At 35.6% G+C, this 20,978-nt stretch carries 15 protein-coding genes; 13 read left to right on the top strand and 2 right to left on the bottom strand.

The genetic code is table 11. The features are described from left to right. The first annotated feature begins 32 nt into the window (after positions 1-32). The 12 genes from J3U57_RS09990 (at position 33) to J3U57_RS10045 (ending at position 17,270) form a co-directional block, all read left to right on the top strand. Positions 33-1,127, top strand: coding sequence for an ATP-binding protein (locus tag J3U57_RS09990; RefSeq protein WP_267344596.1), 1,095 nt, complete (start codon positions 33-35; stop codon positions 1,125-1,127). A gap of 9 nt (positions 1,128-1,136) precedes the next feature. Then, a complete protein-coding gene (locus tag J3U57_RS09995; protein WP_267344597.1) occupies positions 1,137-3,677 on the top strand; it encodes a DUF5682 family protein in 2,541 nt (846 codons plus the stop codon). An 8-nt stretch (positions 3,678-3,685) separates the two neighbouring features. Continuing rightward, positions 3,686-4,855 (top strand): VWA domain-containing protein, encoded by a 1,170-nt coding sequence (locus tag J3U57_RS10000; protein ID WP_267344598.1) that lies wholly within the window; start codon positions 3,686-3,688, stop codon positions 4,853-4,855. Beyond that, a complete protein-coding gene (locus J3U57_RS10005; RefSeq protein WP_267344599.1) occupies positions 4,852-6,960 on the top strand; it encodes an SWIM zinc finger family protein in 2,109 nt (702 codons plus the stop codon). Before J3U57_RS10000 ends, J3U57_RS10005 begins: the two co-directional genes overlap by 4 nt. Before the next feature lie 452 nt (positions 6,961-7,412). After that, positions 7,413-8,375 (top strand): type I-F CRISPR-associated endonuclease Cas1f, encoded by a 963-nt coding sequence (cas1f, locus tag J3U57_RS10010; RefSeq protein WP_416379674.1) that lies wholly within the window; start codon positions 7,413-7,415, stop codon positions 8,373-8,375. Next, the gene (cas3f, locus tag J3U57_RS10015; RefSeq protein WP_267344602.1) at positions 8,372-11,728 is read left to right on the top strand and encodes a type I-F CRISPR-associated helicase Cas3f; all 3,357 of its coding nucleotides are present in this window, start codon (positions 8,372-8,374) and stop codon (positions 11,726-11,728) included. Before cas1f ends, cas3f begins: the two co-directional genes overlap by 4 nt. A 414-nt stretch (positions 11,729-12,142) precedes the next feature. Further along, on the top strand, positions 12,143-12,466 hold the full coding sequence (locus tag J3U57_RS10020; RefSeq protein WP_267344603.1) for a hypothetical protein: 324 nt from the start codon (positions 12,143-12,145) through the stop codon (positions 12,464-12,466). Positions 12,467-12,533: 67 nt separating this feature from the next. Next, on the top strand, positions 12,534-13,913 hold the full coding sequence (gene csy1, locus J3U57_RS10025; protein ID WP_267344604.1) for a type I-F CRISPR-associated protein Csy1: 1,380 nt from the start codon (positions 12,534-12,536) through the stop codon (positions 13,911-13,913). Further along, on the top strand, positions 13,913-14,836 hold the full coding sequence (gene csy2 / locus J3U57_RS10030) for a type I-F CRISPR-associated protein Csy2 (protein WP_267344606.1): 924 nt from the start codon (positions 13,913-13,915) through the stop codon (positions 14,834-14,836). The genes csy1 and csy2 overlap by 1 nt, the downstream gene beginning before the upstream one ends. Before the next feature lie 33 nt (positions 14,837-14,869). Then, a complete protein-coding gene (csy3, locus tag J3U57_RS10035) occupies positions 14,870-15,898 on the top strand; it encodes a type I-F CRISPR-associated protein Csy3 (protein ID WP_267344608.1) in 1,029 nt (342 codons plus the stop codon). Between the two features lie 5 nt (positions 15,899-15,903). Next, a complete protein-coding gene (cas6f, locus tag J3U57_RS10040; protein WP_267344609.1) occupies positions 15,904-16,473 on the top strand; it encodes a type I-F CRISPR-associated endoribonuclease Cas6/Csy4 in 570 nt (189 codons plus the stop codon). 341 nt (positions 16,474-16,814) lie between these two features. Next, positions 16,815-17,270, top strand: coding sequence for a hypothetical protein (locus J3U57_RS10045; RefSeq protein ID WP_267344611.1), 456 nt, complete (start codon positions 16,815-16,817; stop codon positions 17,268-17,270). Positions 17,271-17,327: 57 nt separating this feature from the next. Here the strand turns inward: J3U57_RS10045 and yccS are convergent, their stop codons facing one another. Further along, positions 17,328-19,472 carry a YccS family putative transporter gene (gene yccS, locus J3U57_RS10050; protein WP_267332934.1) on the bottom strand — a complete coding sequence of 715 codons (2,145 nt, stop codon included), beginning with the start codon at positions 19,470-19,472 and terminating at the stop codon, positions 17,328-17,330. 377 nt (positions 19,473-19,849) lie between these two features. Between yccS and J3U57_RS10055 the strand changes: the two genes are divergently transcribed. Next, positions 19,850-20,176 (top strand): Grx4 family monothiol glutaredoxin, encoded by a 327-nt coding sequence (locus J3U57_RS10055; protein WP_323849467.1) that lies wholly within the window; start codon positions 19,850-19,852, stop codon positions 20,174-20,176. A gap of 54 nt (positions 20,177-20,230) precedes the next feature. On the opposite strand, the gene rnt is transcribed toward J3U57_RS10055, so the two are convergent. After that, the gene (gene rnt / locus J3U57_RS10060) at positions 20,231-20,884 is read right to left on the bottom strand and encodes a ribonuclease T (protein WP_416379553.1); all 654 of its coding nucleotides are present in this window, start codon (positions 20,882-20,884) and stop codon (positions 20,231-20,233) included. Positions 20,885-20,978: the final 94 nt, after the last annotated feature.

Below are 20,978 nucleotides of genomic sequence, written 5' to 3' on the forward strand. Positions count from 1 at the left end.
GGTTTTAATTCAAATTGGGAGAATAAAGGATTATGGCAAAACAACAAGTTATTAGGTTAAGTGCTGAACAACGTTATAGTAAAGAATTGGAAAAACTGATCAAGGCCGATAGCGAAAATAATAAGCCTGAAGGTTGGGTTTTATCCCCTAAATCGGTGCGTCAATTTATTTTAGGTAACGATCGTTTGGGTATCAGCTGTAAATTTTTTGGTGACGATCCTTTAGTTGATCGATCTATTGTTTCATTATTAGGTAAACAAGGATTAATGCTGGTTGGTCAACCGGGTACAGCCAAATCTATGTTATCAGAATTATTGGCAGCCGCCATCAGTGGTGATTCAAATTTGACCATCCAAGGTACGGCTGGTACTAGTGAAGATCATATCCGATATTCTTGGAATTATGCCTTATTGCTGGCCGAAGGACCAACCGAACGTGCATTAGTTGGTTCGCCAATTTATCAAGGTATGAAACAAGGTAAAATTGTTCGTTTTGAAGAGATAACTCGCTGTCCACCAGAAATTCAAGATATCCTTGTTTCAATTATGTCTGAAAAACAGATGATGATCCCCGAAATGGGAGCAAATGCAATTATTAGTGCTAAACCCGGTTTTAATATTATTGGCACTGCTAATTTACAAGATCGTGGTGTGCATGAAATGTCTGCTGCATTAAAGCGACGTTTTAACTTTGAAACTGTTAATCCAATAAATAATAAAGATTTTGAGATTGAATTGATACAAAGGCAACTTGAACAAGAATTAGGTGAATTAAAAACACAAATAGTTATTCCGGTTGATGTCATTGACTTACTTGTTACGGCTTTTCAAGAGTTAAGGCAAGGTCAAACTCAAGATGGCGCAAATATAAAAACACCTGATGCCGTGATGTCAACGGCAGAAGCGGTAAACATTGCCTATGCTTCAGCATTAGATGCTTATTATTTTAGCGATGGAACCTTAAATGCAGGACAAATCGCCAAACAGCTTATTGGTGTGGTTCTAAAAGATAATGCCGATGATATAAAACGAATCCAATTTTATATGGATAATGTTGTGCGTGAACGCGCAAAAAAATCCGAGACATGGCACAGTTTTTATCAAGTATCAAAAACGTTCTGGAAATAACGGCTTAACATGACGCTTAACCATGAATTATTACCCGATAGGTTATCACAAGCATTAAATAAACTTGCTGCTTTGCAGCAAGAGCAGATCTATTTTGCCCCGATACGTCATCATAGCCCATCATGCAGTTTTGCGCTTAAAAAATTGATTGAGCAAACAAAACCAACGCATATATTGATTGAAGCGCCAGTGAGTTTTACACCGTTAATTGAACAACTGTTACATGATGATACACGTCCGCCCATTGCGATACTTTCTCAGACAGAAATTGACACAATACCGTTAGTAACAGAAAGTGAAGATGATAGTGTATCGAAACAATCTACCTGTTCGGTTTTTTACCCATTTTGTCATTACTCGCCAGAATGGGTGGCAATACAAATGGCAAAAGAGCAGCATGCCACACTACAATTCATTGATCTGCCTAGGGCTTTGCAATGTGATCAAGAAATCGCTGCTGATTTTGATAAAAGTCGCTCGCTACTATCCGAAACTTATCTAAAACACAGCCAATACATTCAATATTTAATGAAAAAATTGCATTGTCGTGATCATGATGAAGTGTGGGAACATCTTTTTGAACTGAAAGACTATAATGATATCGCTGATTGGCAAAATTTCTTTATAGATACCTTTATTTGGTGTGCAATGGCAAGGCTTGATTATTCACTGTCTTCACTTGCCGCAGAGGGTTCAGTTCAGCGTGAACAGTATATGTTAACAGCGATAGGTCAATTAAAGAAATCTCAACCTGATGCAAAAATTGTGGTCGTAACAGGTGGTTTTCATACCTTACCTTTACTGGAAGGATTATGGCACGATCAGCTTGTGCTACCTACAAAAGCAGAGATGACTCGATTTAATCACCAACAAAAAAGTGGTGATAAAGATCAAAATTGGCTAATTCGTTATAGCTTTGATCGCCTTGATTCCTTAAATGGTTATGCGTCAGGAATGCCTTCGCCCGCTTATTATCAAGCGGCATGGCAGTCAATGTTACTTTATGATAAATCAACCACCAATGGCAAATCTAGCATCGCATTTCGCCAATCTTTAACTACTGATGTGCTTACCGATATTGTGGATAAATTACGGCAACAAAACAGTGACAATATTATCGGTTTTATCCCATTTCGTTCTGCAATAGCACAATCAATGTTATTAGCCAACTTACGAGAACATCATGGACCAGGAAGATATGATCTGCTTGATGCGATTCAATCCTGCTTTATCAAAGAGAGTATCAATGATTCTCGTCATGAGTTTTGGTTAACCGTGCAAAATTGCTTATCGGGCAATTTGTTGGGTGAAATACCTAAAGGTATTGCACAACCTCCGTTAGTGAATGAAGTATATTTAACGCTAAAAAAATATCGATTTAAGTTAGATTATTCCAGTCCTAAACTTACGCATATCGATATTTATCGCAAATCACAGCATCGGCAACGTAGCCGTTATTTACATTTATTGGCTTTTTTACAAGTGGGTTTTGCCAATCGAATAGATGGTCCTGATTATATTCATGGTAAACGCTTATCGATTATGTTTGAAGATTGGCGTTATGCTTGGACCCCCATGGTCGAAGCGCGTTTAATTAAATTATCTGAACAGGGAACGCAGTTAGATCAAATCGCAATAAAGCAATTACAATTAGCGACTGAACAGTTTGGGCTAAACAGTACTGGTTTTTCAAGTATTGTGGCAGTTGAACAGTTAATTCAAGGCGCTTTGATGGGGCTTGAATCTTGTTTTGCTTATTTATTAAATAATCTATCTAATTGTATTGAGAACGATAACGAACTGGACAATCTAATCAATTGTGGCCATCGCTTACTTTACTTATGGCAAGGGCAAAATTTTTTACAACTAAAAAATACCGCAACGTTACTGATATTATTAGTTAAAATAATTAAGCAGAGTCTTTTCTTGTTAACCAAGTTAAAACAGCCAGAGCAAGAACAGCAACAAAAAAATATCAAAGTATTACTTTCATTTAGAGACTTACTAAATTATTTACCAGAGCAACTTAATGTTAAACAATTTAAACACGATTTTTATCATAATCTGCATCGTTTACAACCTGAGTTAGCTCAACTGCCATTAATCTGTGGTGCTATTGATAGTCTTAGCTACTTAGATGCATACTTAAGCCAACAACAACTAGAAGATAAAATAAAAAATAACTTCAGGTTAACAACACCAGATGATCACGCAATTAACTATTTTATCGGTATAATGCAGTGTACCCCGCAATTGATTATTCATTCAACTTTTCTACTTGATAGCTTAGATCAACTAATGATTGATTGGTTACCTGAGCGATTTATTGAAATATTGCCTGATTTACGTTATGCCTTTTCTCAATTAAACCCGACACAGAATGCTTCGTTGGCTAGTCAGATTGCTAAAAAATATCATATTGTCGATGATGAATTAAATTTTTACCAATACAACTTTAGTGAAAAAGAGTTAAACAAAGCACTTTCTTTAGAATTATTGATAACCAAACATATTCAACAACAGCATTTGCAAACATGGTTTAAACAATAGGAATACGTATGATTAACGATAATCACATCGATGATAAAACTACCAATGAACAAATTAAACGTTGGCGTTTAATTTTAGGAAGTTATGCAGATGAGGATTTAGGTCAAATTAATTTTAATGCGCATGATAAGCAAATCGATCAATCATTAGAGTATCTTTATCGACACGAATATCGTGCTCGAGGTTTATTGACCAATGACAAAGCTGATTCAGAACTAAAAGCGGGTGATAAAAGTCGTTCTGTTTATAACACGATAGATTGGTTAAAACTGACACGTAAATTGTTTCCTAAAAGTACCTTTGAACGGATGCAAAATCAAGCGATAGAGCGTTATCACTTGGATGGAGTTTTAAACGATCCGAAAGTCATACGAGATCTTGAACCTAGTGTAAACTCAGTACGTTTACTGATGAATTTACGGGGTAAATTGAGTTATGACGTTCGTCAAGAAGTACGGATATTAATTAAAAAAGTGGTGGACGAAATTTTACAAAAGATTCAAACGAATTTTGTCAATGCGATCACTGGTAAAAAAAATCGATTTAGGCACTCTTTAATCAAAAATAACCAGAACTTTGATTGGCGAGCAACAATCAATGCTAATCTAAGGCATTTTGATCAGAACAAACAGCAAATTATTATCGAAAAAGCAATTTTCAATTCACGCAAAATAAGACAATTACCTTGGGATATTATTTTATGTGTTGACCAAAGTGGATCGATGGATAGTTCAATTCTTTATTCAGCAATTTGTGCCGCTATCATCGCTAAACTACCGGCGATTAATTTGCATTTACTGGTGTTTGATACTCAAGTTGTCGATTTAACACATATAGCCGAAGATCCAGTTGAAGTGCTCATGACTGTACAATTAGGCGGTGGAACAGACATTGGTAAAGCACTTAATTATGCTGAACAAAAAATTAAAAATCCGAGCCGAACGGTGGTGGTGGTGGTGAGTGATTTTTATGAAGGCGCAAATGTAACGCATTTATATCGAACTGTTGCTCGTCTTAATGCTAATCGAGTAAAAATGCTGGGTTTAGCTGCTTTAGACTATCAAGCTAATGCTGTTTATGATATGCAAATATCACAAAAACTTGCTGATCGCGGTATGCTAATTGCCGCCTTAACTCCCGAGCATTTTGCTAACTGGCTTGCCGAGGTGATGCGATGAGTTGGCAACAAACCTACTTAAATTATGATCAAGAAGCGTTAGCACTTTATGCCAATATTGGTTTAATTCGCCGTGCACGCAAAGATATCGAAGCCGATAAAGTCCTATTGCAAGAAGAGCAACCCGATTTTCTTCTGTTTATGGTCGATGGTCAACAGGTGAAACTTACTGCGCAAGGAATTCAAAAAGCAACTTGCAGTTGCCCAGCTAGTGGACACTGCAAACATATTATTGCGGCCATTTTATGGTTACAACTTCAGCCCAATCATCAAACGGATAATAATGCAACATTATCGCAAAATTCAGCGACTGAACGGTCAGTGCCACCATTAAAAGATGCATTAAGCGAGCTACTGACAATCGATGCTGGCGCGCTACTTAAACAAGCAGGTAAAGCCAATGTGCGCCTTGCTTATCAATTGGTTTTTGAGTGGCAGCAACTGCCACCATTAACCGTAGAAAATCAAAAAGGGCAATTACGTATTCAAATACCACAAAGTGACATGCCGATTATCTATATGGCTGGGACCGGTTTTGCTGGGATGATTTCACAGCTACCCGAAAAACAGAAAACAGCTGTACATTTAGCGGTTATTGCGTACCTGTTTCAACAACATCACCAGCCATGGACTTGGCCAATCGAAAACAACTTAACGGATAAGCCGATTGATCGGTTAAGCGTTGATGAAATAGCATTAATTAAGCAAGTTGAAGAACATATTTATGCATTAATCACCCATGGATTATCCCATGTGAGTCAAAGCCAAGCGACACAATTACAGTTGCTTAATATGTCTGCTCGATCGCAAAATCTTGCCAGTTTAGCCGCAATGCTAAGACACCTTTGCCAACTTGTTGAACAACAAGCCAATCGACATTTTACCGTTGACGAACAAGACATACTGTTATTCTTAGCTCGCCTTAAAGCATATCTGGAAAAATTATCACATTATCAAGGTGAACAACTTACCACAGTACGTGGGGGGCAAAAACGTCATTACCAAAATGATGCTCAATTAATTGACTTGCTACCATTGGGAGCTTATTGGTGGCAAAGCAAAACCGGCGCAATTGGGGCGACCTTTTACTTTTGGGATCCAATAGCGCTACAATATTATGAGACAACCTTAGCCAGACCTAATAATTCAGATATCAACTTTAATCGACAAAGCCTATGGCAAAGTGCATCAATTTGGCAAGCGATGCCTTGTGACTTAATGAATAAAGCTTTTACCTTATATGAACCACGTTTATCGCATGATGGTAAATTATCAAGTCGTGGTTCACACATAAAATTACAACCAACAGGTTGGAATTTGCAGCAGTATCAGCAATTTCAACAACAAGTTGGCTTTGATAACTGGTCGTTACTAAGTCACTATTTACAAAATTACGATACTAATATTTCACTGTTCAACCAAGTACTCTTTATTCACGTTACCAAAGCACAAAAACCTTATTTGGACGAAATCAGACAATGCTTGGTGTGGTGTGTTAAAGATTCACAGAATAATGACCTACTATTACGCATCTTTTGGGATGGTAAACAAAAACAACGTATTGAATCACTTTATTTGCTACACGAAATAGAGTTGCAACCCTTAACCGTGTTAGTAAAATGTGTAAAAAATGATAATAATTTAGATCTTGAACCATTTGCACTATTTTATAAACAGCCACTAACCGATGATATCAATATTTTAAATCTGGATTTTGACAACGAATCGTTATACCAAATATCGAATAACAGCGATGACTATTGTAAACAACCCGAAATACTCTTTCAAAAACAACCTCAGCAGATTGTTTACCAACACGATCCAATTGTTATCTACATTATCAAGCCGACGCTCAATTTTTGTGAAACAATAACGAGTTCGGGACGACTTAAACTGAACAATGACGATAAAAAGCAATTAGCGCAATTGCAAAATCAATGCGACACCTTAGGATTAAACACATTAAGTCAAGTGTTGACAAAAATAGGCAACCACCCAAACATCGAAGTCGTTCATATTTTACAAGCCGTGTACCTATGCCATCTCATGCAGAATGCGCATTACCAATTACCCATTATGATTAGGAATGATGCTGAAGAAGAGTAAAAAAGTAGAATTAAATCGAACAAAAAGCAAATACTCATTTTGAAAAAGTATATTAAAGCTAGCTAGAAGATTACAGCAATAAAAGTTTTGTAAAAAGTTTAAGCAAATATACACGTTTCAATATAAAAATCTTGATTTACTTTTTTGCCAATCAACCCTTTTTTTTACACTAAATTAAAATTGATTAAAATCAATATATTAAAAAAGGGTTTTTGAGTACAAAAATCTTGTTTGCCTTTTTATAAACAGGGTTTATAGTATACCGGTTTCTAGTTCAACACTGCATAAGTGGATTAAACAATTTACTGTTTTAACCTCCGATTTTTTGATGTCTTTTTATTCATATAAGCTAAAGATTAGCTTTGATTTTGTTTTATCTTTGATTATTTTTACCTCGTTTTTTGCGCATTATCATGCTAATTTATGGTCAATATTTAAATTGAATTAAGTTAGTGAAAAACATGGATATGATTCATTCTTCCGAGCTTAAAACCATCTTACATTCAAAACGTGCCAACATTTATTACCTAGAGCATTGCCGTGTATTGGTTAATGGTGGGCGCGTTGAGTATGTTACCGATCAGGGGCAACAATCGCTTTATTGGAATATTCCGATTGCTAATACTACTTGTATTTTGTTAGGAACCGGTACCTCTTTAACGCAAGCGGCTGTACGCGAGCTTTCCCGTGCTGGCGTGATGATTGGGTTTTGCGGTGGTGGTGGAACGCCACTTTTTTCCTCTACCGAAGCTGAATTTGCGTGTCAGTTTTTCTCTCCTCAAAGTGAATATCGTGCAACAGAATACCTACAACGTTGGTGTCAATTTTGGTTTGACGATGAACGTAGATTGCAAGCGGCTAAAATGTTGCAACAAAGTCGCCTTGAAATCATTCGCGAGTGTTGGTCAAAGTTTGATTGGACGATAGATCAACGTCAATTAGACAGCATTATAAATGATGCAATAACGCAATTTGCTAATGTTAATAATAGTCAAGCATTGCTCGCAGCAGAAGGGCGTTTAAGTAAAAGATTATATGCTATGGCGAATCAATTAACGTTAAGGGATGATAAGTTTAAACGTGAACAAGGTACCCATGGTAAAAGCTATGATCCGGCTAACCAATTTTTAGATCATGGTAACTACTTAGCTTATGGGCTTGGTGCAACCGCTTGTTGGGTGTTAGGATTACCGCATGGATTGGCGATTTTGCATGGTAAAACTCGGCGTGGTGGTTTAGTATTTGATGCCGCTGATATTATTAAAGATGGCATAGTTTTACCGCAAGCTTTTTTGTCTGCAAAGCAAGGCGACAGTGAAAAAGTGTTTCGGCAAGCATGCATTTCACAATTTGCACAGTTAGGCGCGTTGGATCGAATAATTGATACATTAAAACAGATAGCAGAAAAAGCATGAATATTTTATTAGTAAGCCAATGTAAAAAACGGGCATTAACCGAAACCAGACGAATTATTGATCAGTTTGCTGAGCGTTGTGGCGAACGGACATGGCAAACAGCCATGACTGAAGATGGATTACAAACCCTATATAAATTGTTGCGCAAAACGGCTCGCAAAAATACTGCCGTTGCTTGTTATTGGACTCATGGTAAAAATTTGACTGATCTACTATGGATTGTTGGCGATCGTAGTCAATTTAATCAGCAAGGTCGAGTACCAACTAATCGTACTAAACGCAATATATTAAAAAGTGGTAATGAAAGTAGTTGGCATTATGCAACAACGATTCAATTAATCACAACGATTGCCGGTTTATTACATGATCTTGGTAAAGCGACTATTGGTTTTCAATCTAAATTACGCGCAACAGAGAAAGTGGCTGGCGATCCATACCGTCATGAATGGATTTCGTTGCAATTATTTTTATTAATGATTCAAGACTGCACCACAGATCAAGCTGTTTTTGAACGTTTGGCAAATTTTTCTCAATATCAGCAGCAATACCCCAATTGGTATCAAAAACTTAACAAAACTGAAAAAACCGATCTGATGCAGTGGCCTTTATTAACACAGTGGATAGCTTGGTTGATTGTATCGCATCACCGAATGCCATTTTTAATTGATTCATTAAATGGTGATAAAAATAAGAAACAAACCAGAGATTTATATATTTCAGGTTTAAAAACAACCAGTTTTTATAAAACCCTTACCGCTGTTGAAAAATGGGTAAAAAATAGTTTTAGCCAACATCCTTCGCCTAATCAGTTTTGGCAACTTAAAAGCGATATAACGTTAAGTCAAGCATGGTTAAAAAAACTCAGCCGTTATGCTAATAAGGCGCTAACTCATCCACCTTTAATGCAATTAACGAATATTGATGCCTTTTTATTGCATATGTCGCGTTTAAGTCTAATGGTGGCTGATCACAATTATTCAAGTTTATCTTTATCGAATGAAGAAGCAGATGAAAATCATGAAATTCTGATTGCTAACACTAATTATCTTAAAAAGGCGAAACAGTGTTTAGATGATCATTTAATTGGCGTAGCAAATCTTTCTGCACGCTTTGCGCGTTTACTACCGAAAATGGTTGATGAATTACCAGCCATTAATCACCATAAACCTTTTACTAAACGGACGACTATCGATCGATTTCAATGGCAAAATCATGCATATGATATCGCTAAGCATTATCAATCATTAAGCGATGAACAAGGCTTTTTTGGTGTAAATATGGCATCCACTGGTTGCGGTAAAACGCTTGCCAATGGTCGAATTATGTATGCACTGGCGAATCCTAAACGTGGCGTTAGATTTACCATTGCCTTAGGTTTACGTGTTTTAACCTTGCAAACTGGTAAAGCGCTGCGAGAAAAACTACAGCTTGGCGATGAACATTTAGCGATCTTAGTTGGCGGGCGAGCAACGCAAACGTTATTTGAGTTAGAGAATGAAGAAAAGTTACAAAAATCAAATTTAGAACAGCAGAGTATCTCAAAAGATAATTTAGAGCAAGAGGGTAGCGAATCGATAGAATCATTGGTCGATGACTATGTTGATGTGGCAGAAAGTGGTATTGCGGATAGTGAATTAGGCACAATTGTTGAAAATAGCAAAGCTCGTCAACTAATTTATGCGCCGATTGTTACATGTACTATTGATCATATTATTCAAGCCAGCGAATGCATACGAGGTGGCAAATATATTGCGCCGACCTTAAGGTTACTTACCTCAGATTTGATTTTAGATGAGCCTGATGATTTTGACCAAAATGACTTGCCAGCTTTGGCGCGGCTTGTTCATTTAGCTGGGCTTTATGGGAGCAAAGTGTTGTTGTCATCGGCAACTTTAACGCCTGATTTAATTGCGGGTTTATTTGCGGCTTATCAAGCGGGACGAAAAATATGGAATCAAAACCATCAACGTAATAATGATTCGATCGTCTGTGGTTGGTTTGATGAGTATCAGCAATCAATTACGCAAATTACTGATAGTGCGGCATTCAGCCAACAACATCAGCTATTTGTCAGTGAGCGCATTAATGAACTTGCTAAGGGCGAAGTTCGTCGTCAAGGACATATTCTAGAATTACTTGACTACCAGCATAAAAAACCAGAAAACGAAAAGTTAAATTACAATTTATTAGCTAATCAATTGTTAAGGCAATCTTATGATTTTCATTTAAATCATCATCAACTCGATGAAAAAACACAAAAACAAATAAGTATTGGTTTAATCCGTTTTGCTCATACTGAAGATTTAATTGCCTTAACTAAACAGATCTATCAACAAACCGATCTTGCTGTAGATGCTCAATTTCATATTGTGGTTTATCATGCAAGACAATTATTATTATTACGTAACCAACTAGAGCAAAAGTTAGATAGAATTTTAAATCGTAGTGACGAACGAGCTCTATTTAGCCAACCGGAAATTATTGAAGCAATTAAAGATAGTGAGCAAAAAAATCATATTTTTATTGTGATAGGTACACCAGTAACCGAAGTCGGGCGAGACCATGATTACGATTGGGCCATTATTGAACCGTCATCAATGCGTTCAATTATACAGCTAGTTGGTCGTGTATGGCGCCATCGCCCCAATAAAGTTGCTAAAAGTCCGAATGTTGCTATTTTAGGCAGTAATATTGAATCAATTAAGCAGGGTGTGAACTATGGTGTCGGTACTGCGTGTTTTTGTAAGCCTGGTTTTGAACAAAAACCTTTTTTACTTACGACACATCAAACCAATAAATTGATACCACAACAACAATTAGCAAATATTGATGCCACACCACGCATAACTAATTCAACACAAGATGAGCTTACACTTGGCGAATTGGAGCATAAAGTGATGGCACATCTATTTGCGCTTAATGCACGAAATAGTAATTATGTTACGAGCTATTGGCAACCCGATTTAGCGCATCATCATTGTTCGCATTTACAATTAATTTCACCTTTTAGAATGCAAAATAATCAAGAAGATGAATTTATTTGCCAGCTTGATGAAGATGGTGATTATTCGTTTAGCTATGCAGAGATTGCTTGGCAAACACCCAATGAACTTTGCCAAGATACGCAAAACAATCTAATTTCATATGATGACAGTTGGACATTCGATCACCCGTATATTCAACCTTGGTTAACTAATACGGTGCAACAAGCGTTAGAAAAGTTGGCAGACCATTTTCCCAATAAAAATCAATATCGATTAGCTAATGAATTTTGCAGCGTTACCTTAAACAGTCAATATCGCTGGCATTTCCACCTAAAATTGGGTTTTTATCAGATTAAAAATAGTGGTTAGTGAAATTTATATCCAGAAATAAGTGCTGTACGCAATATATCTTAATGAGCTGGTTACAGCTAGATATAAATCTATAATTAAACTATACTTATATGGACTGCCGAACAGGTAGCTTAGAAACATTAAATTATTTTGAATAAAAAAATTTTTTATCACCGCCGAATAGGCGGTATCTTTATATTAATCAAGATATTAATATTTTTGTTTTTTCTATATCGCCCATTACATTATTTTACTTTTCGATTTTTTCTTGACTTGCTTTTTTTAAAGGCATAACATGACAAACATGTAATGAACATTACATATAAAAAGTGCACTATAAATAACATAGTGTTGAATAGAACAAAACCCCAAATGCTGCAACATCTGAGGTTTAAAATTTTATCCTAAAAAATTCACAGGAGGGACAAAATTATGTCTAAGGATAAAACTAAGATTATTAAAAGTCAATTTTCAACTGATAAGTTAGTGTTAAATAAATTGCAAAATTTTGCAATTAGCACTTCGGCTGCTAATGATGAGTCTGTAATTTTTTTGCCAAAATCGGTTGAAGACTTTTCAATTACAGAACTAATGAAAATATTAAATATTTCGACAACCAAAGAAATCGAATATTTAATTAAGAAATTAGAACTTGATCAACCTAAGTACCGATATCTTAATGCTACTAATAAGTGGCTGTATAACAGTAAAGCACTTAATTTATTAGCTTCGTATATAAGATTTAAAGCATCATAATTATATTTACTAAGGTCCATAATTTTTTATGGACCTTTTTATTTTTAAAGGAAATTAAGGAGGGCCAATGGAAGATATTTCTTGGCAAGATATAAGAAAGGTTATTGTCGACTTTCTTCAGCAGCGGCTTACTAATAATGCTAATTATAAAAGTGAAGTGACAAAACTGGATAAAGCTAAGCAAGCAAATGATGTATCGGCAATTAATGAATCTCAACAAAAAATTAATGATTTAGTTAAGCGATTCGATTTTGAAACTTGGATGGAAGATGCCGCAACCAGAAGAATTTCATGGATTACTATTGGTAGTCATATTTCAAGGGGTATTCATCCATCAAGTCCTGCAGATGATGTTAATTATTTTGCACAAAATCAACCTGTTACGTTAAATTATGTGTCGTCAGCAACACCATCAACTTTAAGTATAAATTGTTCTGGAAATGCTGCGGCACTTGATATCTTTTCTTTACTTAATCAGTTTGTAAAAGATGATGTAACATTATTGCAATTAATTATACAAAATCATCCTGCTATTTTGCCGGCGTTATCGGATGATGAGCAAAAGGCAGCGGTTTATTTAGCTAATTTAAAAAAAGCGATTTTTAATAATTTTGATAATCCAAAAGCATCAGAACTTAATAAACAATTATATTGGCCAAATAGTGAAGATACTTATCTTTCAGGGGTTGATAATCATTACCGTCTGTTAATTCCGTTGTATCCCTCATCATTATGTCACTTGGTTTATCAAAAAGTACAAACAAGATTTTCTGACGAGAATAAAAAGGCTCGTGAACAAAGAAGAATTAAAGGGATTGAACATCAATCTTATTTTTCGTTTCACCATTTAGCCGTGGTTAAGTTGGGGGGCAGCAATCCGCAAGGCGTCAGTCAATTAACCAGTAATCAAGGTGGACGTAATTTTTTATTACCGTCAATGCCGCCTAAATTTGAAAAATCCCCTTTTCCAACAATTAATAAGGCGCAAGAAACCATTTTCACAAATTCAATGCAATATTTTTGTCGCTTTGGCTTTAGATTGTTGTTTGATATGGTTCAAGCGCCCAAAAACAATGTTGAAGAGCGTGACAATCGCAAAGATGCTTTTGCCGTTATTTTATCGCTATTACTTAAATATGCCAGACACATTCAAAAAACCATGCCGGCGGGCTGGAGCCGTGATTACTCGCTCAAATCTAATCAAAAATTATGGTTAGATCCGAAGCGATCTAATTTAGACGGTGAGCAAGATTTTAAACAAAAGTATGATAAAGGTGAATGGATAGTTGAACTTGAAAAAGACTTTGCTTTTTGGATCCAAAATGCTCTAGTAAAAAAATTTGAAAATATTCAACAGCAATTTAGTGATCCTGAATTTAGGGAGTGGCGTAAAGAATTAAGCGCCGCTGTGAAAGCAAGTCAGCGTAAAAAGGAGGGAATCTTTTAATGGAAACATTGAATTACTATCTGTTTTTTGATCATGTCAAAATTCATAATGCTAATGCGATATCCAGCCCATTAACCTACGGATTTCCCGCTATTTCGGGTTTTGTTGGTGCTATTCATGCATTAAACCGTAAAATTGAATCGACTGATCCTATTTATTTAGATGGAGTATTGATTGCTTGCCATGAGTGTGATGTACAAGTTTATCGACCTAATGATTATAGTGATTATACTTTTCGATTAACCCGTAATCCTGTGGCTAAAAATGGTGATACCCGCGCAATTATCGAAGAGGGGCGAGTGCATCTTGATGTTTCATTGCTGATTGAAGTCAAAATAGAAAATTTTGAAGCACTTTATGATGACGATCAAAAGAATGAATTCGTTAATCAGATGAAACAAAAACTGTATCAACAACGCATTGCTGGTGGTCATGTGTTAGAAATTGGTGATGCAAAATTAATTCCCTCTGATGCATCAGACGAAACATTAGCAAATTTGTTATTACCTGCTTTTGTATTAGTTGAAGCACAGCAAGATCTGCAAGAGATCACAGCTGAGTTACAACAACAAGATCCCAATGCTACTGCACTTGATGCTTTAATCGAAACAGCGATGTTGCATCATCATCCTCAAGAGAATGACCACTGGCAGACCACATCAGTCAAACAGGGACGAGGTTGGTTAGTCCCGATACCATTAGGGTATCAAGCAATATCACCGTTATTTGCTGCTGGTAAGTTGCAAGAAGCTCGAAGTAATGAACATCAATCACAATTTGTTGAATGTATTTATGGATTAGGTAAATGGGTATTTCCATTGCGCTTAAAAGAAAACTTATCACAAGCGTTTTGGCGTTATCAATGTAGTACATTGCAATCAAATGGTGCAGAGATTTACATCATTAATCAACAAAATAATTAAATAATTTTAGCGTTATACAATAAGGAATTTATTATGAGTAAAAGTAAAATCACTACCGCATCTGTTTTAGCTTTTGAACGCAGTTTTGATATTTCTGATGCTGTTTTTTCACAGCCAAGTACTACGAATCCTGAAATATTATCTCCGGTTCGATTAACCGAAAAATCAGTACGCGGAACTATCTCTAATCGCCTTAAAAATGCCATTGCTAGCGATCCCGCTAAATTAGATGCCGAAATTCAAAAAGCCAATTTACAAACCGTTGATGTTGCGGCCTTAGATGCCGATAAAGATACTTTAGTGATAACATGGAGCTGTAAAGTGTTACCTTTTACCGGTAAACCATCAGTATGTAATGATGTTGAATATCAAGAACAGTTAACAACGACAACTCAAGAATATATTAAAGATGTTGGCTTAAAAGCGTTAGCAAAACGATATGCCATTAATATTTTAAATGGTCGTTGGTTATGGCGTAACCGTATGGCAGCCGAGCAAATTAATATTATTGTGAGTTACCAAGCGCACAATGATAAAGATGAAACTAAGATAATTGACGTTGCTAACGTTGATGCCAAAAATTATCAGCTTAACAGTTTTGATTATGATGATAAATCTGTTCAAGCATTGACCGATCTTATTGAAGCAGGATTAGCCAATAAAAAATTTGTGATCTTTGATGTTACCGCAACACTAAAAATGGGCTTAGGACAAGAAGTTTACCCATCGCAAGAATTAATTTTAGATACTGGTAAAGAAAAAAGCAAAGTGCTTTATGACAAAAATGGTCAAGCAGCGATGCATTCTCAAAAAGTGAGTAATGCAATTCGTACTATTGATACCTGGTATGATGAAAAAGCGGAATTTCCAATTGCGATTGAACCTTATGGTTCGGTAACCACTATGGGACATGCTTTCCGTCAACCTAAACAAAAATTGGACTTTTATAACTTGTTTGATAACTGGGTTTTAAAAGGTGAGCAGCCAAGTTTGGAACAACAACATTATGTGATTGCCGTATTAATTCGTGGTGGTGTCTTTGGGGCGAGTGGTAAGGAGTAAGCAATATGCATACACACTATTTTGAACTGCGCGCCATACCACAAATTGAGATAACTGAAGTGCAGGTGATTAATCAAGTGATGCAAAAACTGCATCAAGTCTTGGTTAATTTTCAGGGAAATATTGGTATTAGTTTTCCTTGTTATAATGTGCGCCGAACACTAGGTGGAATTATTCGCATTTTTGGTACTGAAGCCGAGTTACAGGAAGTTAAAAGTGCGCTACAGCAACAGGCTGCCATTGCTGACTATGTATTGATTCTACCAATCACAGCCATACCAACTGAAGTTAAGGGCTATTTACGTTTAATTCGGGTTAATCCTAAAGGACAAAGTGCATTAAGACGTGCCGAAAAACGCTTAACTGCTCAGGGTAAATGGTCTAGCGATGTACAACAAAAAATGATAGAAAAATGGGGAAGTGTTAATCTTACTTATCCGCATTTACATTTTTATAGTCAAAGCACTGAGCAACGCTTTATTTTATGGATAAAACAAGAAAAAAGCTCAACTGCGGTAGAGGGAGTTTTTAATAGTTATGGTCTAAGTAAAACGGCTACCGTGCCTGACTTTTAAGTGATATCAATAACGCTGTATTTAATCTATTGATGGTTCAATAGGTTAAATATGGCTTTAACTTAAGTGATTTTTAGTCTTGATTTAATTACATTCACGTAATAAGTGACATCATCATGATTATCCAATTTTTTTTGAAACTAGCAGCAAAGTTATCTAAGTTTGAATTCGATAAGCCTAAAGGATAGTCAAAATATCTGCTATCTCTGAGCGAAATAATTTCTTGAGGGGGATGGTTACTCTTTTAATTTGTGATCAATTCTATCTACTTTCGCCGGTTTTAGCTCAGTCAAAAATGGTGTAATTCGTCGATAAATAACGTTATAGCTTTGTTTTGAGATATGATAAATTTTAAATTACGATCGTTAGAATCAGAGATGGAAGGGCTAAATTTTGAATTTGCGCCCCCTCCTTTCAAAAATACTCATTGGAATGCAACGTCCAAATATCTGGCAGAAAGCGCATTTAGCTTTATTGAAAGTATTATCTATTATAATGTTCCTAATTATCAGAATTTTGGACATTGGGGAGCAACTCAGGTTACTCAACAACAATGGTTACTGATAAAACCTCAATTATTCACACTGAAACAGAAAGTGATAAAAGCGCAAAATTTTACTGAACTGCGAGATGATCTGTTTGATTTTGCATTCATTTTTGATAAAACTTGGCAAAAAGAGATGTCAAAAAATTTTCTGAAATATAAATTGAGTTTTTCACAAATGATTAGTGACCTAATCATTTGGATTGATGAGAATATGCAAAAATACAGTTCTTTCTATATTTTGGGTGTATAACATCTTTACTCATAAATATTTTCATGTTAGCAAATCACTTTATTTAGTACGCTTTGACTAAGTCGTTTTATTGTCTAATTCGCTAACAAGACTGATTAATTCCGGCAGTATATCGAGTATTAGTGCTAATTGTTGCATAACGAGTAAATCATTATTGGCTTGTTCATCTTGGATCGAAATCGACTCGATATAATTTGCGACCGATTGTTTAATCGGTTGATATTCGCTATTTAACTGTTTATCAGTCAATAAATTAATGATATAAACCGACAAATCATCAAACAACTCTAATGTCTGATTAGAAATAGATTTATCACGATGTGCCCCTAATGTTGATAAATAACTGATTAGCGTATGGTTTAAAGTTAATAATCGAAAACCTTTATCAATTAAGGCTGGATTCATATGCGGCTCTTTAGTCATTAAGCTAATTAATGATGATAAATCTGCATTACTATCGTGGGCGGATCGTCTTGCTAATCGATATTGAGGATCATTTGTTTTACCTGACAGATACTGACGACCAATCAATGCTAAGTAGTGGCTGTCATCGTGACAAACCCGATCAACTAATTTCGGAAGATTTCTAAATTTCCAATCGGGCCAAATAAAACTTACCGCAAACCAGGCAATAAAACAGCCGATTAAGGTTGCAATAATTCTGGACAATGCGACCTCAATACTACTTTCTCCAATTAAGCTAAAACTGAAAAAGACCAGTAAAGTAATAAACGCTGTCGCATAAGCATATTGTGAATTTTTAAATAAGAAAAACAACCAACCAGTAATAATGATTAAGATAAGTTGTTCTTCAATAGTCGGGAATAGATAGGTTAAAGGTATGCCAATGATGATCCCTAATATTGTGCCAAATACTCGCAATTTTAGTCGATGTTTTGTTGTGGCATAGTTGGGTTGGCAAACAAAAAGACTGGTCAGGATGATCCAATAACCATGTGAAAGATCGGTGCAATAAATGACACCATAACCAACAAAGAGCACAATACTCATTCTGATAGCATGGCGAAATAGGGCAGATTTGATAGTCAAATTTTGTTTTATTTTGGCGAAAATATCGTAAAAACTCGTTAACTCATCATCAACCAATTGATTCTCTTCTTGCTGTTTAGCAAGATGCTGCTCTGTATCAATGTTGGCAAGTAACAGATCAATAGATAATAGGTTTTGATATAAATTTTGTAATGATTTTATTAAAAGTGACGAATTTTTATTGTGACTTTGATATTGAGATATCGCTTCTTCAAGATAAGAAAAATAGCGCGCAAATAAAGGATCATGATGATAGGTTTGATTCAGTTTGATCGAAATTGCAAGTTTGGCACAGGCTTTTGCTTGTAAATTTAAAATTCGCGCAAATCGAAACAAAATATCACTGTGTTTAAAATTATCACTTAACGCTTGATATTGTCCATGCGCTGAACTGGCTCGTTCATGAATATCTTGCGCCACAAAATAATAACTTAGCATTTTTTTGACATAAGATTGTCCGCGATAGCCTTTTAATCGATTGAACAAAGAGCGTTTAGTTTGATTAAATGCATTGATTAATTGAGTATTACTTTCGGTTAATTGTAAGGTTTGTTTAGTAAATCCATCGGTCTCGTCAGGATCAAACATTGCCGCTTTAGCATCAAGATACTGGGCTAATCTAATAAAACAGTTTGATAAACTTTGTTGGGTTGTGCGGATAGGTTGAATGATAGATTCAATTAACGACACAATGTTGTACCAAAGTGCGCCTAATAATAAAAAGCAAGGTAAAGTATAATTGTCAGCATATAAATTATGCCCGAGCATTGTGTATGCAGCAATCAGTAATGATCCAAACGCAATGACGCCGTAGCGTTGTCCTAGTGAGCCAAGCATAATAAATGCAAAGGTTGAAAAAACTAATCCCACGATAAAAATCAAAGGAAAGTCAAATAGCAATTCAACCGAAAAAGTTGCTATAGCAAAACAAAATAGCGTTAAAACTATATTAATACAACGGCTAAGTAAACGGGTGTCAATCTCGGTCAGTCCAGCAGCCACAACGCCTAAAGTTAACGGGATGACTAAATTGACATGACCAAAATACCATGGCACTAGGGTAGAACCGGTAAGACTAATTAGCATACGAACGCTAAAAAGGAGATTACTGCTGTAAAAAACTTTACGTAAAGTCAGGATTAAAGGATGCACGATATATTTATATTATTAAAGTCGTTTTAATAGCAATAAGCATACTATATTGTGATGGCAAGGAAAAGAGATCGCCAAAATGACTTATCAAGAATTTACATTTAGTCAGCTAAGTTTAACTGTTAAGTTTTAATCTTTACAAAAAATGAATAGAGGATCGTCGATAAATCAAAATTTATAATATCGTTAATTAACCCCTTGTTCATTTAATCTTAATTTTTTATCGATGTTTATTTGTCAACTAATGGCAAGATGTTCATAAATTGTCGTTATAATAAAACTAAATTAATATAGCAGTATGACAAGTCATAATTCTACGTTAGAATAGTCACAATTTGCTAGAAATAAAAGAAGGATTAACTAGTATGACAACTGAAATGACAACACTTGAAAAAATTAAAAAACAGATTGCTGATAACCCCATTATTTTGTACATGAAAGGGTCGCCTAAGTTGCCAAGTTGTGGTTTTTCAGCCCAAGCAGTGCAAGTTTTATCACAATGCGGTGAACCGTTTGCTTATGTTGATATTTTACAAAATCCTGATATTCGTGCCGAACTACCAAAATTTGCTAATTGGCCGACTTTTCCACAACTTTGGGTTGAAGGTGAGTTAGTTGGTGGTTGTGATATTATGTTAGAAATGTTTCAAGCTGGTGAATTACAAACCTTAATTAAAGAGACTGCTGAAAAACATAAATCTTAATTAAATTGTAAGTGCATATTTAAAAAGAAAAGAGAGATATTATATCTCTCTTTTTTATGCTGATTGATCAGGTTGTTCATTAGTTTGTGGCAGTGGCCAGCCGCCTAATCGTTTAAATCGATTGACAATTTCACAAAATAAAATAGCGGTTTTTTCGGTATCATAAAGTGCCGAATGAGCTTGTTTATGATCAAAGGCAATATTTGCAGCTTCACACGCTTTTGCTAATACGGTTTGTCCAAATACTAAACCACATAGTGATGCCGTATCAAATGTCGCAAAGGGATGAAAAGGATTACGTTTAATTCCGGCACGTTCTGCCGCTGCCATTAAAAAACTATGATCGAAGTGTGCATTGTGGGCAACAATGACTGCACGGGTACAATCAGCGGCTTTAATGCCAGTACGCACCATTTTGAATATGGATTCCAGTGCTAGTTTTTCGTCAACAGCTGCCCTTAATGGATTATCAGGATCAATGCCATTAAAAGCTAAAGCACTCGGTTCTAAAATAGAATTTTCAAAAGGATTAACGTTAAATTGTAACGTTTCATCAGGCTCAAGCCAACCGTCATCATTCATTTTAAGGGTAATGGCGGCAATTTCTAAAATGGCATTGAGTTTAGGATCAAATCCTGAAGTTTCTATATCAATCACGACTGGGTAAAAACCCCGAAAGCGTTCACATAATTTTGTGTTTGGCACAATTGTTTATCTTAGTTTGTCAAAAATGAAGGTTATTATGCCAGTTTTTGTTGTTTTCGCCTAGTTTTACCTAAGTCATCTTAGCATTTAAGCGATA

It is taken from the genome of Gilliamella sp. B3464 (assembly GCF_026536145.1).
Classification (GTDB): Bacteria; Pseudomonadota; Gammaproteobacteria; order Enterobacterales; family Orbaceae; genus Gilliamella.

Coding starts and splice junctions, on each gene's coding strand:
- cas6f (WP_267344609.1), top strand. CDS start 15,904: ATGCATACACACTATTTTGAACTGCGCGCCATACCACAAATTGAGATA.
- J3U57_RS09990 (WP_267344596.1), top strand. CDS start 33: ATGGCAAAACAACAAGTTATTAGGTTAAGTGCTGAACAACGTTATAGT.
- J3U57_RS10020 (WP_267344603.1), top strand. CDS start 12,143: ATGTCTAAGGATAAAACTAAGATTATTAAAAGTCAATTTTCAACTGAT.
- csy1 (WP_267344604.1), top strand. CDS start 12,534: ATGGAAGATATTTCTTGGCAAGATATAAGAAAGGTTATTGTCGACTTT.
- csy3 (WP_267344608.1), top strand. CDS start 14,870: ATGAGTAAAAGTAAAATCACTACCGCATCTGTTTTAGCTTTTGAACGC.
- J3U57_RS10005 (WP_267344599.1), top strand. CDS start 4,852: ATGAGTTGGCAACAAACCTACTTAAATTATGATCAAGAAGCGTTAGCA.
- J3U57_RS09995 (WP_267344597.1), top strand. CDS start 1,137: ATGACGCTTAACCATGAATTATTACCCGATAGGTTATCACAAGCATTA.
- J3U57_RS10000 (WP_267344598.1), top strand. CDS start 3,686: ATGATTAACGATAATCACATCGATGATAAAACTACCAATGAACAAATT.
- csy2 (WP_267344606.1), top strand. CDS start 13,913: ATGGAAACATTGAATTACTATCTGTTTTTTGATCATGTCAAAATTCAT.
- cas3f (WP_267344602.1), top strand. CDS start 8,372: ATGAATATTTTATTAGTAAGCCAATGTAAAAAACGGGCATTAACCGAA.
- J3U57_RS10045 (WP_267344611.1), top strand. CDS start 16,815: ATGATAAATTTTAAATTACGATCGTTAGAATCAGAGATGGAAGGGCTA.
- J3U57_RS10055 (WP_323849467.1), top strand. CDS start 19,850: ATGACAACACTTGAAAAAATTAAAAAACAGATTGCTGATAACCCCATT.